This is a genomic window from Clavibacter capsici (genome assembly GCF_001280205.1).
Lineage (GTDB): Bacteria > Actinomycetota > Actinomycetes > Actinomycetales > Microbacteriaceae > Clavibacter > Clavibacter capsici.
The window spans coordinates 24,664-40,834 of record NZ_CP012575.1; the positions used below are offsets into that span (position 1 = coordinate 24,664).

The window sequence follows — 16,171 nt, forward strand, 5'->3', positions numbered from 1 at the left end:
ATATCAATTCGCCTGTGAATTTAACGGAGACCAGTCTGACGAGATGGCTAAAGTAACTATGCCGATAAATGTAACTATGTAAATAGTTGTCACTGTAAATGGATGGAACAAGAAGTCCCCAATGGCTTTCGCCACCGATGTTGCCCGCTTCATGAACGTCGAGCCGGTTGCGCGGTCAAGTGACGTTTCCAATCTGCTCAGTAATTTTCGGAACCAGTTTTTATCAGTGGGGACCCGTTCTTCACCGGATTCACTAGTGATGTCCCTTAGCGCGTACTTAACGCCAAGTGCGTCGAACGCGAGGCTTGAGAACGTTGCAAATGCTGAGTAGTGAATGGCCCAGTTGGGGTAGAACCCAGTTGCGAACGGCGTCCGGGTGTCGATCCACGGAATTACGACGCTGATGACGAGGGCGTAGGTGGACAAGCCAACCCACCGTCCCGTAGCGCCTCCGGCCATAGCCAGCGCAAGTGCTGCAAACGGTGACGCCTGGGCGATCAGGCCGGCGTCGTTGGTCGCAAGACCGCGAATCATAAAGCTCACGGCCGCCGCTATTACGAGGAGTATGTACCATTCCATAGTGCCGAAGTCAGACAACTTTGTCATGCCCGGGGGTTTAGTCATGCCGCGATGTTACTGAAGCGGTAGGGGTGCACGGCGTCGTTCGATGCCCCCTTTTCGGGTCGCCCACGGGCGCGGGGTCGTCCGTGCCCCGGTGAGGCCGGCGAGTGAGGCCGTGCCGGCCCCGGGAGCCGCTACGCCGCTCTGACCACCTGTTTTTTCGTCTGTGCGGCCGGTCATCGTAGTTCGTTCCGTGCCTGCGTGCCCAACAAGTCGTGCGCGGTCGCAAGCTCCCTTATTTCGCGCGACTTCTCGTGCACTCCGGCATTACCGCTCTCCATCGATTCTTTTGCCGGCCAGGAAAATAATCTATTGAAGGGAAGAGGAGACCCATGCGCATCGTCGAGAAGACCACCATCGCCAGCGGGGTCATCGAACACATCGACGCGAACACCCTCATCATCGAGGCGAACGTGCGACGCATCACGGTGCTGACGGTCGAGTCCATCCAGAGCATTAAGGCCAGCGGCGTCATCACGCCGGTACTCGCGCGACTTGATGAGCGTGGAAACATGTTCCTGCACGCCGGGCAGCGTCGTCTCCTCGGAGCGCGTGAGGCGTGCGTGCCCACGATTCCGGTCTACGTCATCGACGCGGACGAGACCACTGCCGACCGCATCGTGCAGCAGATGGTCGAGAACGACCAGCGTGAGGTCCTGACCCACGGCCGACCGTGCGGCCGCCTCCCAGCAGCTCGCATTCGGGGGGCTGCCCGTGACGAGGATCGCCCGGCGCACCGGCACCAAGGCCGCGGAGATGAAGTGCAGCATCAAGGTCGCGGAGAACCCTGGGGCCAAGGCCGCGGTCGAGGAGCACGACCTCACGCTGGACGAGGCGGCCGTCCTGATCGAGTTCGATGACTAGGAGGCTCGGAATGCGCTGATGCCGGTGGCCACGCCAGCCGTCTCAGGGTAGTGAACTGGGCCATGCCAGCCCGGGAGGCGTGAAGTGTCCCTCGGGCGGCTGTCAGGTGGCGACCCGCGGGCCCGCACTCCCCCGGCACCGGAAGGCGTCGGCGAGCTCAGGGACGTCGGCTCCTGGATCGGATGTCGGGCACGATCAGGGCGATCCTGCAGGCGAAGTAGACGGCAGTGAACACGAACAGCGGCGTACCGCTCTTAGTCGGTCCGATCCGCATCCAAGACGCCGTCGATGAGGGCCCATAGGCCGATCAGGAGGAACGTCACGCTCCCCCGATCACCATCCCTGGCTGTGCGCCGCTCTCTGTCGTCGCATTCGTCCCCCTAGCGGTCCGGGTGTGTGTTGATCAGAGCGGGGATCTTAATGTCGCCCTCTCCGCTGGCAGCAGCTCGAGTGCCTCGCGGGGCTCGATGCTCGACACAGGACGGGCGGGCTGCGGTCGTGGTAACCGACCATGCGCAGATGGCGCGGAGCCCGTTCGTTTCCGGGAGCCTCACACGTCTCGTGCTTGTATAGAAATTGTAGTATGCATGCGCTAGCGCTAGGCATGCGCTAGCACTATGCATGTAGTAGTCGGGCAAGGTGGCAGGGCTGCGGCGTGCTGGCGGGGGCCTCCTAGAACTTGCAGATTGCTTTCGAATTACTATCGCTGTGCTAGCCCTCGCCCCATCAGCCTGGTGTGGATGGTGTCTAAGTGGTGCGACCACGACCGGCGCTGTCCAAGCAGTCACCGCGACTGGCACGTGTCTACGGCGACGCCATGCGGTCGCCCACGCTGCTAGCGGAGTGCACGCATATCGCTAGGCCTAGATGCCTCGCTTGCAGAGCGCAAGTCCTCGCCGCAGGGCGCTGTCCGCCCGGGCCACATCGGACTCGCGCGCACGCACGGCGGATGAATCATGCTTGGCCATCCCCCACCCCCTACGGATTGTCAGCTGATCCGGGTCTCCTGGTGGGGCGGACGCTTCATGCGGAGCCGTGCCTGCGTCGTGCTAGCACTTGCATAGCGAAACTATATAGCAAGCGCTGTGGTAGCTGATGGACGTCCTCGCTGCCGTGCACTACTAATATGTGACTGCTAGCTAGCAGCTAGCAGCTAGCAGCTAGCGCTATGCAAGGGCTACAGATGGGAGTGCGCCGAGATGATCCTTCTGGTCGGCAGTCAAAAAGGCGGAGCAGGCAAGTCGACGATCGCGACCAATCTCGCCGCCGAGTACGCGCGGCAGGGGAGCGATGTGGTCCTCGTCGATGCTGACGTCCAACGGTCATCTGCACGCTGGCACGCGGATCGCGAAGCTGCGGCGCTGACGCCAGCCATCGCGTGCATCGAGAAGCTGGGCAACATCAGCGGCACACTCACTGACTTGGACAGCCGGTACGGCGTCGTCATCGTCGATGTCGCTGGGAAGGACAGCAAGGAGATGCGCACGGGGATGGTCGTCGCGCACAAGATGATCGTCACCGTCCGTCCGTCACAGTTCGACCTCGACACCTTGCCCCACATGAGCGAGCTCGTCGAGCAGGCTCGTGACCTGAACCCAGGGCTGGACGTCCGCAGCCTTCTGACCCAGGTGCCCACCAATCCCGGTGTCTCCGAGCGGGCGGACTCCGAGGACTACCTCTCCGACTACCCCGAGCTCCGACCCCTGCAGACCGTCGTCTTCGAGCGCAAGGCGTACCGGGATGTGATCGGGGAGGGGCGCGGTGTCGTCGAGTGGAGCAACCCGAAGGCACGAGCTGAGATCCAGGAACTGGCAGCGGAGGTGACGGTGTAATGGCCATCAAGAAGAGGACGCAGCAGGAACGCGACCGTGAGGCGCGCATCGAAGCCTTCGGGGCGGCGGCGGACGCGCACGGCGGCGAGCCGGCGCCCGTGCCGGCGTCGGTGCCCGTCGCTCCGCCGGCAGCGGCGGCGGGGGATCGTCAGCCCACGCCGAGTGCGGGGGAGGCGAGGACGTGGCCCAAGAACGCTCTCATCCGATATCCGAACGACGAGCTCCCGAAGCTCCTCGCGGAAGTCGCTGCTCTCGAAGAGCGCACGCACCATGCGACGAGCCTCCGTGCGCTCCGTCGAGGGCTCGAGGTCCTACGCGAGGAGCACCTCAAGCGCTGATACTCGCTAGTACCAATATGCAAGCAGTGCGCTAGCTGACTGATACTGGTCTGCTATTGCTGGGTAAGCATGGGTCGCCACTGGCTTCCGGTAGCGGCGGCCGACCCGGCGCTTGGGCACAGGCTCTGGCGGTGCGCCGGGGGAGCGGGGCCCATGAAGCTGTCGCCATCTGGGTAACCCGCAAGCGACCCTCATCGCGAGGTGCGACTCTCGAACGTGTGCTTCGGCGGTCACTCGCTCCGCCGCACGAGAGATCGACTGCGTCGAGAGGCCGAATCGGGCTCTACGGCGTGGCAGCGACATCTGATGGTCAGGGACCTGTCCTCGCCTGGCCGGAGCGGATATCCCGAGATATCCCTATGTCTGTCATGCTCTGACAGACATGGTGAGATGACGGGAGATTCGCGTGGACAGCACCACCAACCCCTACGCTCCTGGGGCTGGCGCACGGCCGCCCGCACTCGTCGGGCGCGACGCAGAGCTCGAGACCTGGCAGGTCTCGGTGGCACGGGCCGCAGCGGGACGGGCCCCGCGTTCACTCGTCTTGTACGGACTCCGCGGCGTGGGCAAGACCGTCCTCCTCGGTGAGATGTCCGGCGAGGCCGAGAATGCCGGATGGGTCGTCGCTCAGATCGAAGCCGCCGCCGGAACGTCCATGCGCGGCGCTCTCTCCGCTGCCCTCCAGAGCCACGTCGCCCGGATCGCCCGACGAAACCGAAAGCGACCCTTCCTCCGCGCGCTGAAGACCGCCCTCTCGTTCTCCGCACGCGTGGAGACCGACGGCGCGACCACCTTCGGGCTCACGCTCGACGGCATCGAGGCGGAACTCGCCGACTCCGGGAACATCGAACTCGACCTCACCACGGTCGTCGACGGCATCCTCCATGCCGTCCGCGACGACGGGCTCGGCCTCGCCATCCTCATCGACGAAGCCCAGGACCTCACTCCCGACGAGCTCGTGGCGATATGCACCGTCGCCCACCGCGCATCGCAACGACAGGCCCCTGTCCTCTTCGTGCTCGCCGGGCTGCCCAGCCTCCCCACACGCCTCGCCGAAGCGAAGTCCTACTCGGAGCGCCTCTTCCAGTACCGGCACATCCGCGAGCTGGAGCCCGAAGCCGCCGCGGCCGCCCTCACCGTGCCCGCCGGCGACGAGGGTGTCACGTGGACCGACGGCGCCATCGACCTCGTCGTGACGCTCACCGGCGGCTACCCCTACTTCCTCCAGGAGTACGGCTCCGAAGCGTGGCTCGAAGCCGCGTCATCGCCAATCGCCCGCGACGACGCCCAGAACGGCGCCGGGCTCGCCCTCCGACACCTCGACGACGGCTTCTACCGCACCCGCTGGGATCGGGCCACGCCGCTCGAGAAGGAGTACCTCCGCGCCATGGCTGCCGACGGGGACACGGGATCCAAGACCGCTGACGTGGCACGTCGCCTCGACCGCACCACCCAGCGGCTCAGCAAGATCCGCCAGAACCTCACTGACAAGGGCATCATCTACGCCCCCGAACACGGACGCATCGCGTTCACCGTGCCCTGGATGGCTGCCTTCATCGAGCGCCAGCCGGCTTGACAGTCGCGGGCGCATGGAGCGGGGGAGGGGGCACCGGAGAGACGAGCGCCCTCTCGGAGTCGAGGCGTCATCGAGGGGAACATCGCCCGTCGCGTACCGAGCAGCCCGATGAGCTGCCGGACTAGCTGACCCCACGGCTGCCCGGCGACTCGCCATGGGTGGTGACGGCATGCGCCTCGGCCTGTCGCGCTGCGAAAGCGACCAGTCGGTCGCTGTTCTGCATCATCCACGCCACCGCCGAGTTCAACGAGTGCTCACGCCGTAGCCAGATCCGCGCCCCGTCGGCATTCCGGGCGTCGGCGTAGATCTCGAACGTGAAGGGGTCACCCAGCTCGGTCCGGTGACGGAGCACGTACCCGAGGACCGGCTGGTCCTCGACCTGCACCCTCCAGTAGCCGGCCTCGAGATGCGCGCACGGGTGCTCTCCGATGCTCCCGATGAGCCGGTCGATGCGGTCGACGGTGCTCTTCACCTTGCTCATCGCTGGTCTCCTTCGTCGATCGAGTCGATGTAGGAGCATCCGGCCACGCTCGTGCACGAGCGTAGGAGCCCGCACCGACAGACCGTGCCGCAAGCCCAGGAGTCTGCCCTCGACCGTCGAGGAACCGGTCGCGGGGGGCGCTACTGGGTCCTTCATCTCGACGGCCCGATCGGGTCGACCACTCGAGGACCGATCGCCTCGGGGGGTCGAAGCACGGTGTGGTCGCCATCCGACCGGGTAACCCGGATCGCGACACGGCTGACCCTAGGTCAGGCGAGACGGCCGTCCTGACCCCTGGACTTCTGTCCGGCTCGTCGCTATTCTCCCAGCGACTTCTCGCGGAGACGAGGCGCACATCGTCTCCACATCCGAAGACGGAGAGTCAGAGGTCCCAGTCATCGAATGAAACGGCGAAGTGGTCGTCGAACGTCTCCGGGATGACGTGAGCATGCTGCTCGTGCGTGTCGAAGGGCGTGTCGAGGTCGCCGTCGTCGCGATCATTCGAGGCCGCTCGACCCGTCTCGAAGGAGACGGGGACCGCGGAAGTGATGAGGATCTCCACGGCTCGGTTGCCGTAGACCGTGACCGTGACCGCGACCAGGCCGGCTCCGGCGCGAGCCGCTCCGATGGTCGCGTCCGTGACGGCTACGGTGTCCTGGCCCCGAGCGAGCGTGTACGACTGGTCGCCGACGTGCATGGTGGTGCGCATTATGGTGGCTCCTTCTTCGGGATGGTGAGAGCGCTGCGGCGCCCGGGAATTCCTGTGCGCGTGCTCGTGGGGGAGGGGCGGTGAGGGAGCAAGGCGCTCGGCGCGGTGATCGAGTGCGATCGCGGTCGGCTCACCTCCTGTGGTTCCGGTACGAGGTGCAGGCCCGACGGGGTGCTAGCGATGAGCGCGAGCTCGTCCACCCATGCCCTGTTGATCGTGGGTCGGCGGCTCCCGTCGAACCGGAAGGCGATCTGACAGGTCGGATGCAGCCACACCGTGATCCGCCCGCCCCCCCGTCGATACGGGTTCCGTCCAGGAGAACGCGAAGCTGTCCCGGCTGCGCAGCTTGCTGATGATCACGACCTGCAGATGCGCGACCGTGCGGTCGTCGATGGGAAGCCGGATGGGCTCGCCATCACCAGCAGCGCACCCCGGGCTGACCGAGACGTCCGACGCTCCGTCGAGGACGAGCTCGCCTGGGCGCCCGACGTCGACGACGCCGGCATCGGCGTCGCCGTCGCCGTCGTCGACGGGACCGTCACCCTTTCCGGGCAGGTCGAGGACCTCGGTCACCGGCAGGCAGCCCGACGCGCGGCATTCCGCACCGCCGGCGTGACAACCCTGGTCGACGACCTCGTGATCCACCCCTCCATGTACGCCTGGACCAGCACCGAGACCGACATCGCCAAGAAGGTCAAGACCGCGCTCGAGTGGAGTTCCGAGGTCCCGATCTCCGTGCATGCGACCGTCGACGGGCAGCGTGACCCTCACGGGTGCCGTCGAGTGGCAGTACGAACGAGCAGCCGCGCGCTGCGCGATCGCCGGCCTCACCGGAGTCTCCGCCGTCGTCAACGACATCACGCTCAACCAGCGTCTCGCGAGCACACAGACAGCAGGGCACATCCGTGCAGCGCTGATCCGCAACGCCACCATCGACGCCGCTCACGTCCACGTGACCACCGCGGGCACGACCGTCACCCTCGCTGGGAGGGTCCGCTCCCACGCCGAGCGTCAGCAGGCGGAATCCACGGCGTGGGCGTCGCCCCACGTCGAGCGGGTGCTCAACGACATCGTGGTCGGGCGCTGACCGGTCACGCTCACGCAGGGGCGCCACATGCGATCGTGTGGTCCGGAGCCGACACCGATCACGTCGGATGCGACCAGCGGAACGACGTCCTGGCCCGGGACCTCACGGCGGTCACGTATGCGAAGGCGGATCCCGGCTGCACCGTGGCCGCAGGGCACCTCGCCGACGTCTACACGGGCCGCAGCATCAACTTTACCCGCGGGAAGGCTACGAGCGCGGCCGTGCAGATCGACCATGTCGTGCCCCTCGGGTGGGCGTGGCAGCACGGCGCCGCCGCCTGGACGGGGGAGCGGCGCGAGCAGCTCGCGACCGACTTCAACAACCTCCAAGCCGTCGACGGGCCGACGAACGAGGCGAAGTCGGACCAGGGGCCGGCGACGTGGCTTCCGCCGGCGGCGGGCTATGACTGCCTGTATGTGACTCGGTTCGCGTACGTGCTGAGCACGTACGCGCTCACGATCGACGACGCTGACCGTGCCGCGATCGACCACACGCTCAGCTCCTGCAGCTGACCGCCGAGCTCGCCCCCGGGCCTTCTCTCTCTTCCGGCCGGGGGCGTTTGGTGTCCGCGCATACTGGGTGGTGGATGGCCTAGGAGCTCGCGCACCGGCCCCGCACGGAGACCAGCGCGCAGCTCGTCACCGTCGAGCTGGGCGGCCGCCGAGCAGCTCGGCCCGCGGATCCCCGGCGGGCACGTCATCCTCTACGTCCGGCCCCTCGACTAGACGCCGGCGTCGAGGTGCTCGTCGACGCCCGCCGGTTCCGGCGGCGCATGCCGCGCAGCCAACGCCACGAGCCGGTCTGAGCGCTGCATCATCTACGCCACGCCACGGCCGCGTTCGCGAACGCCTCCTGGTGGACCCAGATCCGTTGTCCGCGCTCGTTGCGGGCACTCGCGTAGACCTCGTACGCGAACGGAACCCCGAGCTCCGCACGAAGCCGCATCACGTACCCGAGCACGGGATGGTCCTCGACCTGGACGCGCCAGTAGCCGGCCCATGGGTGTGTCTCGATGCCGCGCACCAGGCGCGTGGCGCCGCCCTTCACCTTGTTCACCTGGTGGTCTCCTTCGTCGATCGAGTCGATGTAGGAGCATCCGGCCACGCTCGCCGGGCGAGCATACGGGCCGCCAATGACAAGCACGCGCACTCCTGGCTCCTTGGCGCTTTGTCTAGGGAACGATGCGGCGGGACTCGAGACGCTTACGGATCTTGCTGGCGCGCGGGCCTGTCGCGGTAAGGACGCCGCGGTGGCCGTCAGGGGGAGACGGAGGCGCGAGCTAACCACGACGAGGACGTGGACACGGGTCTCGCGTAAAGCCGGGCTTGACCGGCTCGCCCCTCCCGCGCCGTCACTATCACCTCGATGGCCCGACCGCCAGTGTTCCCCGACATTTCTTTGATCGCGCGCTCACCTGATACCATTCCCCCCATGGGGGAAATTCAAGTAAGAACCATGCCGTCGATCACCGGGGAACGCCGCGGTCTCGGCCTGATAGCCGGTCAAGCACTGGTGGATGGCATCGCGACGGGGGGCGTCGTCCTCTTCGCGTTGATCGTGACGGATATTGGAACCCCCACCACCGCGCTCCTCGGACTCGGAATCCTCGCGCTGTCGTCACTTGCACGAATCGCCCTGATTGTGGGCGTGAAGCGGACCGGCGTGCGTGCGGTCGGTCGGGACGAGATGCCGGGACGGCAGTGGATTTACCTGCTTTATGCGCTCGAACTGGTGGCATTCGGCGCGGGGGTTGTCCTTGCGCATTCCCCGATGGGCGTGGTGTCCGCCGTTGTGGCCGCAGTCGCCGCGACGGCGATCGCCTCTGCCGTCCTCGTTCGCGTGGCGACTCGGGCTGGGAGCGGATCCGCGTTCATCGACACGGTGAGGATGCGCGCGTACCGCTAGTCCGGTAGGGCCTCCGTACCGACGGATTGCCGCGGTGGCGACCGCGCCGCGTGGACCGCTTGAGGACTCGAGATGCACGAGCGCTCGTATCGATAATATTGCGCGAATCATGCTCGCCTTTTCTCGGTAGCAGCTTCGGCGCGCTTTCGCGACCCCACCCCCGGAATGTACGATGCCGCCCCAAAAAAGGGGGTAATCACCATTAAGGCATTGCCCATCGGCTTGATTCCCTGCGACAGTCGAGACCGAGTCCGGAATTAACATTCGCACCGGGCTTGCTCCGCCGACAGAACCAACGAGAGGCAAGAAAATGTCTGACATCTCATCTGAATTCGATCTCGACCCCAAGGTCGGTGCGTCCAGCGGGAATGCATCCCCGCAGACGACGCCCGTTTTCGGGCTCACATTCAAGCTGACCGTCAAGGTGTGCAGGACGATCATCACCACCACCGCCTGCGGCTCCACGCAGACGTCGGGTCGCTGCTGACACGAAGCCTGTGGGTGTTCCGGCGCACATGGCCGGAACACCCCTTTCCGCTTTGAAGCCCATGATCACGTACACGACTCACGCGATGGAAATCCTCGCGACACGCCTCGCGGACGAGGCAGCCATCCGCGCAGCCGTCTCGGACGCGGACGCTCTCGACGTGGGCATGTCATGGGACGGCCGCAATCTCGGCGATGGTCATGCCGGCGTCTCCTTGGCGCTGTTCGCGGCCACGCTGTCGACCGGCGTCGACTTCGATCGCGAGGCCATGGCGCATCTCCGCTCGGCGGTGCAGCTGAGCACTACCGCCCCCTTCACATCGCTGGGGCTCTTCGACGGAGCTGCCGGCCTGGCGTCTGCCATGGCGGAACGGTCCATCGTCGACGAACGGCTGCTCCCATCCGCAAGGCGATTCCATCAAGTCGTCGTCACGCAGCTAGGAGCCCGCACGCCGCCTCCTGAAGGTGGCTTCGCTGACGGGAGCCCGTATGACGTCATCTCCGGGGCAGCCGGTCAGCTCCTCTTCCTCTCCGCCGCCCCCCGAGCCGTGAGCGGTCCCGACGACGGGGCTGTTGCGTCCGGGCTCATGGACGTCCTCGCCGACCTGTTGCAGGCGAGCACCTCCGTGACGGAGGCCTTCACGGTGGACAGGCGCTACTTCATGCCGGGGAGCACGTACGAAGTGCTCTCGACCGGCGACTTCGTCGATCTCGGCACCGCACACGGCGTAGCGGGCATCGCGCTGGCCCTGGCGTCGGCCGCGAAGCGCTTCGGGGCACGACCTGTCGTCACCGACCAGCTCCGCCGGGTGAGGGACTGGCTGCTCGACATGGCCGTCCCGGAGCCGAGCGGATGCCTGCAATGGCCACGTGGACTGGAGGTGCACGGCTCCGTGACGATGCGCTCGACGGGGTCGGCGTGCGCCTGGTGCTTCGGGAGCAGCGGACCAGCCGTCGCCCTCCTCCGCATCGCCGAACTCCTCGGTGACGAAAGCTCGGCGTCCGGCATGCGGGCCTCCATCGAGTCGAACGTAGAGGCGTTCATCAGCACGCCGACGACCGACTTATCCTTGTGCCACGGCGCAGCAGGCATGCTGGTCTTGCATTCTGTGACGTCCCACGGCTCGACGGTGCCGTCGACACGCTGGGCCGCCAACGACGAGCTGCTCGTGAGCCGGATCATGCAGAGCATCGATACCGATGCCCCCTTCGGCATCGTCAGCGCGGGCCTCGACGGACAGCCCCTCCACGACCCCACCTTCCTGATGGGCGCGGCCGGCACCCTGGCCACGCTGGCAGGACGAACCCATGACGCCCAACCGATCTGGCACCGCTACTTCACCGGAGCACCCAATGAATGAACCCACCGCGCGCTACCGGTACCAGCCCGCCGGCTTCTCCATGACCCGCACCACCCTGAGCCCCCTCAAGCCCCTCATCGACGCCTACGCATCCGTCATCGACGCGGAGGCGTTGCGATCACTCATCGATCCTCGCCTCGAGGTGGCCATCGACTACGCCTCGCCCGGGCTGTCGTCGTGGTACCGGAGCGCGACCCCGCAGCAACTGAACATCGCCGAGTCCAACAAGGCACGCAGCCTGTTGCGCTACATCATCCGATCGCGCTCGAGGCCCACCCCGTTCGGCCTGTTCGCCGCGACCTCGGCCGGCCCCCTCGCAGACCCTGAGCACCCCGTCGACGCCGACACCGTGGACCCCGACGCGGTCATCGTGCACTCTCGACCGGACATGGCCCTGATCGACAGCCTCCATAGGAAGGAGATTCTGACCCTTCCGCCAGATGCTCCGGTGAGGAGCAATGCGCTCCGACGAGTGATCCACGGGCGCGTGACGCTGCCCGCCGCCTTCGCGATGGGAGCGACCGATGCGGGCGCCGACTTGTCGATCAAAGCCGCGCCGGCGGCGCTCCTCGCGCTGGAGAGAGCGGCAGACGGCATCACCCTGGACGGCTTGCGCACCGGACTGCGTGATCACTACGAAGGACGCGCGTCGACCGCCGTCCTTAATGCCTTACTGACCAACCTTTTGGAGCTCGGCTTCTTGATCCCCGAGGACACGCCGAGCCTCGTGTACGGCGGGTACCGACCGGATCGCTTCCTCCGAGGCCTCCCGGGTCGCACCTCCGACATGTTGCGGCAGCTCGTCTGGACAGCCCGCGCCAATTCGGTAGACGAGATCGGTCAGCACCTGGAGCGAGCGACGCTCCTGTTCCCCTCCGAGTCGAACCGAGCGCCCATCGACCTGCATCTGACCACGCCAACGCACCACCTGGCACTCTCCCGTGTCACGGCCGAACGCATCGCCGATGCGGCCACGTTCATGCAGGCCGTCGCCCCGGCATCTGGCGAAGGCGACGTGGCGAACGAGTACCCCCTGCGGGCCTACCACGCGCAGTTCCTCGATCGCTACGGGTTTGGCGGCGCGGTCCGCATTGCCGACCTGGTCGACGGGCACCTGGGCTTGGGCTCGGTGGGCGAGCACATCGCCTCTCCCCTTGAGGTCCCCTCTCAGCCTGGCCGCCTGACGGCATACGAATCCGTCTTGTCGGACGTCCTGATGCGCGGGCTACAGGAGGGCGCCTTCCTCGTGGAGATCACCGAGGCACTCGAGGCGCGCATGCGCCTCGCCGTCGGCTCGCAGGGAACCGCACGGACCCCGGTGCATGCGATCGACGTCTTCGCACAGGTGGGACGACACCACGAGGGAGACGGGGAGGACCTGATCGTCCTGAACAGCGCGTCGGTCGCAGAAGGAGGGAGCGCTTTCGGCAGATTCGCGCATGTCCTCACGCACGAGGTCAGGGAGTCCCTCCGCGCCCTCGCGATGACACCGTCTCCTCAGACGGCCGTCCCGACGCAAATGGTCGACTTCCCCCAGGCGGCGCGCGGCGCGAACGTGTCCGTGACGCCAAGCTCCACCGACACGAGGATCGTCGTCAACGGCGGACAGACGGACGCTGAGGGCCTCGCCCTCGACATCAGCGACGTGTATGTGACCTCCGACTACGACAGGCTCATTCTCTGGTCGCGGAAGCTCGACAGGGAGATCACCATCCGGCGATCGCATGTCCTCAACCCGGAAATGTCTAACCCCGTCGCGCGGTTACTCACTGTGCTCTCCGACCACTCCCGACGCCCCCTCGGCGGATTCTCCTGGGGGACGTTCGAGGGAAGCCTGCGGCTCCCTCGCGTCGTCCGGCGGGGCGTGGTGCTGCGTGCAGGCGAGTGGACGCTACCCAAGGCCGACATCGACACCACCGACGCGACGGTCGCACGGGAGCTCGTCGATGCCTGGCGTCAGACCTGGCAGGTGCCGGACCTCGTCTACGAAGTTGAAGAGGACAACCGTCTCCTGCTCGACCTGGACAACGACTTCGCCGTGATGCACATCCTGGGCGAGCTGAGGACCCGCAAGCACCTGCGATTCCAGGAGGTCCTGCCGGGTCCGGACCAGTTGCGGAGCACCGACGCGGCCGGCGAGGGCCTCGTAACCGAGGTCGTGGTGCCCATCGCGCTCGTCGCGGTCCCGAGCGGCAGCGATCGCGGAGCCCACGCCAGCTTGGATCACCACGCGTCGCCATCCTGGGCGGCGGTGCATGAGCCGCACTTCATCGACGATCCCCTGCAGGTCGACGACGAGTGGCTCTCTCTGCAGGTGTACGAGCCGGCCGCGCAGCACAGGCGGACGCTGCTCGAGCTCGACGAGATGCTCGGCCACCTGCTTCGCGGATCCCCGCGATCGCGGTGGTACTTCGTGCAGTACCAGGACCCGCGACCTCACCTGCGGATCAGGCTGCATGTCGGCGAAGACCGGGCCGCGCTCACGCAGGCTCTCCGGGCGTGGTGGGAACCCCGGCGCATCGAGGGACTCTTACGAGACGTGCTTGAGGTGCCGTACCGCCCGGAAAAGGGGCGGTACGGCGGTGCGGCGATGTTCACGTTCTTTGAGACGTTTTTCGCGAAGGAATCGTCGGCGTACCTGGCCGCGCTCCGAACGACCTCGGAGCTCGACGACATGGCGGTCGCGGTCGCAATGCTCGATGCCTACGCGCGCACGGTGTTCGACACCTTGGAGGAGCGGCTCGCGTTCGTCAAGGGCGGCGTCGTCGGTGCGGAACGGAATCCCAAGTCCATAAGGTACCTACGCGAGAACCGCGCCGTGCTGCATGCGCTCGTTTCCAGCTCGTCGGGAGCTGATCACGATCCGCCCGCCATCGGTGAGGGACTCCGTGACCTGGCCGCATCGAGCGAGCGTGCTTTCGGTGCGTTGCTTCGCTCCGTCAGGGATCTGGGCTGGGATGACCTTGCCGATGCGCATCGCGAAGGCATCCTCCGCAGCGTCTGGCACATGACCTGCAATCGCGTCCTCGATCACAGGTCGCTGGCGGACGAGGAGGTCTTCGACGTGTGGCGTGGAGCCCTGCAGAGCCAGCGCGGCCGCTTGACGTATTTGGAGGAAGCGAGCTCCCATGCTTAGTGCCATCTGGCGGGTGTGGCGTACCTCTCCACGACGTTATGCCCTGGCGGCGCTCATGACGTGGATCGGCGCTGTGGTGCCGGGCCTGCAGATTGCCCTCACAGCAGAGGTCGTGGATGCGGTCGCGGACGGCGCCGCGGCGGGTGCGGGCATCGAGTACGTCAACGTCGCCCTGCCCCTCTTCGGGCTGTTCGCGGCCCAGGTGGCGCAACGCCTACTCTCGTCGGCCGCGCAGTACCTGATGTCGCACGCGGGACTGTTGGCGGACCAGGCATTCTCGAAGCAATCACTCGCGACAGGGCTCGGGCTCTCGCAATCGCACTACGAGGACCCGGCCGAGTACAACCGCATCCGACGCGCGCTCTCAGAGATACAGGGCAACCGTGTCTCCTCCTTGCCGGAGACGACCATCGACACGCTCGCTGCGTTCGTCTCGATCGTGTCGATCTCGGTGTCCTTGTTCTCGTGGCACCCACTCGCGTCGATCCTGGTGCTCCTATCCCCGTTCCCCGGCGTGGGCGTCGCGGCCCTCTTCGGGCGCCACCGTTGGTCGTTGGACGTCAACCAGACAGAATCACGACGCATGATCAACTACCTCCAAGCGCTGTCAATGAGCGACCAGTCGCACAAGGAGCTGGCCCATTACCGACTAGGTGGGCACATACGAGCCCGCTTCTCGAACATGCTCCAGACCCTGCTCCGGCAAGACGTCCAACAGCTCCGTCAGAGCCAGGCGGGAGTCACCGGCGCGGATCTCTTCGGCATGGGCTTCACCATCCTCGCCCTCGTGTTGGTCGTCAACAGCGTCATAGGCGGTGGGGGGAGCGTGACTGTCGGGAACCTGGCCGGCTTCATCCAGGGCATGAACTCGTTGTACGGAGTGACGATCGGGGCCCTGGGAGGGATCGCCGGGATATACCAGGCATCGCTGTACGCGCGAAACCTCTTCGACTTCGTGGACACACCGATCGAGAAGCCCTTGGATGGCGGCAAACCCTTTCCAGAGGTCCTGGCCGACGGCATCACCTTCCGCGATGTCCACTTCTCCTATCCCGGCACCAAGACGCCCGTCTTTACATCCCTCGACCTGACGCTCCCTGCCAACAAGACAATCGCCATCGTCGGCCCGAACGGAGGCGGAAAGACCACCCTGGTCAAGCTCCTGCTCGGCATCTACGCGATAGACCGCGGCCAGATCGAATTCGACGGGCTTCCCTCGTCCGCGTACGATCGCGATTCCTTGCGTAGCGGAATCGGCGTGCTGTTCCAGGACTACGTCCGGTTCGAGCTGAGCGCCTACGACAACATCGCGTTCGGCAACATCGATGACATCGGCAATCAAGGTGCAGTGTCCTGGAGCGCCGAGAAGGTCCGGATGTCGGATCGCCTCAACCGGTTGAAGAACGGCCTGCACACACCGCTCGGCAGACGCTTCGAGGGAGCCGAACAGCTGTCCATCGGGGAATGGCAGCGCGTGGCGGCTGCGCGTGCCCTGGTCTCCGAGCCAGGTATCGTCGTGCTCGACGAGCCGACAGCGTCGATGGACGCCGAGAGCGAGCACGCTCTCCTCCACGCCCTGAGCAACGGTTCAGGGAAGCGCACGATCATCATCGTCGCGCACAGCTTGTCCGCCATCCTGGCTTCTGACATCGTGCTGTTCGTCGGCGGAGCCGGGCAAGAGATCCATCTCGGCCCGCATGCTGAGCTGCTCGCCGACGCCCACTACGCCGAGTTCTTCGATCGACTGCTCATGAACGCGCGCGGGGAGTAGCCGT

16 protein-coding genes and 3 pseudogenes are annotated in these 16,171 nt (G+C 66.1%); 13 read left to right on the plus strand and 6 right to left on the minus strand.

The annotated features are described in order from the left end of the window. Positions 1-3 precede the first annotated feature (3 nt). Positions 4-624 carry a hypothetical protein gene (locus AES38_RS15910; RefSeq protein WP_157883579.1) on the minus strand — a complete coding sequence of 207 codons (621 nt, stop codon included), beginning with the start codon at positions 622-624 and terminating at the stop codon, positions 4-6. 329 nt (positions 625-953) lie between these two features. On the opposite strand from AES38_RS15910, the pseudogene AES38_RS16570 reads away from it, so the two are divergent. From AES38_RS16570 to AES38_RS14860, 5 genes and pseudogenes are all read left to right on the plus strand, one after another. Beyond that, a pseudogene (locus tag AES38_RS16570) lies at positions 954-1,181 on the plus strand (ParB N-terminal domain-containing protein); the annotation flags it as partial. 154 nt (positions 1,182-1,335) lie between these two features. Beyond that, on the plus strand, positions 1,336-1,485 hold the full coding sequence (locus AES38_RS16415) for a hypothetical protein (RefSeq protein WP_244629289.1): 150 nt from the start codon (positions 1,336-1,338) through the stop codon (positions 1,483-1,485). Between the two features lie 1,199 nt (positions 1,486-2,684). After that, positions 2,685-3,317: an AAA family ATPase gene (locus AES38_RS14850; protein ID WP_053775899.1), complete on the plus strand. Its 633-nt coding sequence runs from the start codon at positions 2,685-2,687 to the stop codon at positions 3,315-3,317. Next, positions 3,317-3,655, plus strand: a complete 339-nt coding sequence (locus tag AES38_RS14855; protein WP_053775900.1) for a hypothetical protein — start codon at positions 3,317-3,319, stop codon at positions 3,653-3,655. Before AES38_RS14850 ends, AES38_RS14855 begins: the two co-directional genes overlap by 1 nt. 406 nt (positions 3,656-4,061) lie before the next feature. Beyond that, the gene (locus tag AES38_RS14860) at positions 4,062-5,231 is read left to right on the plus strand and encodes an ATP-binding protein (protein WP_053775901.1); all 1,170 of its coding nucleotides are present in this window, start codon (positions 4,062-4,064) and stop codon (positions 5,229-5,231) included. Between the two features lie 121 nt (positions 5,232-5,352). Here AES38_RS14860 and AES38_RS14865 read toward each other — a convergent pair whose 3' ends face one another. The 4 genes from AES38_RS14865 to AES38_RS16595 all read right to left on the minus strand — a co-directional run bounded on the left by AES38_RS14865 (position 5,353) and on the right by AES38_RS16595 (position 6,826). Continuing rightward, on the minus strand, positions 5,353-5,712 hold the full coding sequence (locus tag AES38_RS14865; protein ID WP_053775902.1) for a hypothetical protein: 360 nt from the start codon (positions 5,710-5,712) through the stop codon (positions 5,353-5,355). Positions 5,713-6,094: 382 nt separating this feature from the next. Beyond that, positions 6,095-6,421 carry a hypothetical protein gene (locus AES38_RS14870; protein WP_053775903.1) on the minus strand — a complete coding sequence of 109 codons (327 nt, stop codon included), beginning with the start codon at positions 6,419-6,421 and terminating at the stop codon, positions 6,095-6,097. Further along, positions 6,421-6,696, minus strand: coding sequence for a DUF7882 family protein (locus tag AES38_RS16590; protein WP_442545346.1), 276 nt, complete (start codon positions 6,694-6,696; stop codon positions 6,421-6,423). The genes AES38_RS14870 and AES38_RS16590 overlap by 1 nt, the downstream gene beginning before the upstream one ends. Further along, positions 6,596-6,826 carry a DUF7882 family protein gene (locus tag AES38_RS16595; protein ID WP_442545361.1) on the minus strand — a complete coding sequence of 77 codons (231 nt, stop codon included), beginning with the start codon at positions 6,824-6,826 and terminating at the stop codon, positions 6,596-6,598. Before AES38_RS16595 ends, AES38_RS16590 begins: the two co-directional genes overlap by 101 nt. Between AES38_RS16595 and AES38_RS16420 the strand changes: the two are divergent. The 3 genes and pseudogenes from AES38_RS16420 to AES38_RS14885 all read left to right on the plus strand — a co-directional run. Further along, a pseudogene (locus tag AES38_RS16420) lies at positions 6,791-6,910 on the plus strand (hypothetical protein); the annotation flags it as partial. The gene AES38_RS16595 and the pseudogene AES38_RS16420 overlap by 36 nt on opposite strands. A gap of 271 nt (positions 6,911-7,181) precedes the next feature. Continuing rightward, positions 7,182-7,508, plus strand: coding sequence for a BON domain-containing protein (locus tag AES38_RS16425; protein WP_244629290.1), 327 nt, complete (start codon positions 7,182-7,184; stop codon positions 7,506-7,508). Between the two features lie 83 nt (positions 7,509-7,591). Continuing rightward, a pseudogene (locus AES38_RS14885) lies at positions 7,592-8,020 on the plus strand (HNH endonuclease family protein); the annotation flags it as partial. Positions 8,021-8,321: 301 nt separating this feature from the next. Here the strand turns inward: AES38_RS14885 and AES38_RS14890 are convergent. Then, positions 8,322-8,657 (minus strand): hypothetical protein, encoded by a 336-nt coding sequence (locus AES38_RS14890; protein ID WP_244629291.1) that lies wholly within the window; start codon positions 8,655-8,657, stop codon positions 8,322-8,324. A gap of 306 nt (positions 8,658-8,963) precedes the next feature. On the opposite strand from AES38_RS14890, the gene AES38_RS14895 reads away from it, so the two are divergent. From AES38_RS14895 to AES38_RS14910, 5 genes are all read left to right on the plus strand, one after another. Beyond that, on the plus strand, positions 8,964-9,413 hold the full coding sequence (locus tag AES38_RS14895; RefSeq protein WP_053775905.1) for a hypothetical protein: 450 nt from the start codon (positions 8,964-8,966) through the stop codon (positions 9,411-9,413). 310 nt (positions 9,414-9,723) lie between these two features. After that, on the plus strand, positions 9,724-9,900 hold the full coding sequence (locus tag AES38_RS15915; RefSeq protein WP_012300331.1) for an FDLD family class I lanthipeptide: 177 nt from the start codon (positions 9,724-9,726) through the stop codon (positions 9,898-9,900). 61 nt (positions 9,901-9,961) lie between these two features. Next, entirely contained in the window at positions 9,962-11,260 is a 1,299-nt protein-coding gene (locus AES38_RS14900) for a lanthionine synthetase C family protein (protein ID WP_053775906.1), read from the plus strand. Then, positions 11,253-14,396, plus strand: coding sequence for a lantibiotic dehydratase (locus tag AES38_RS14905; RefSeq protein ID WP_053775907.1), 3,144 nt, complete (start codon positions 11,253-11,255; stop codon positions 14,394-14,396). Before AES38_RS14900 ends, AES38_RS14905 begins: the two co-directional genes overlap by 8 nt. Then, on the plus strand, positions 14,389-16,167 hold the full coding sequence (locus tag AES38_RS14910; RefSeq protein WP_244629292.1) for an ABC transporter ATP-binding protein: 1,779 nt from the start codon (positions 14,389-14,391) through the stop codon (positions 16,165-16,167). Before AES38_RS14905 ends, AES38_RS14910 begins: the two co-directional genes overlap by 8 nt. The last annotated feature ends 4 nt before the right edge of the window (positions 16,168-16,171 follow it).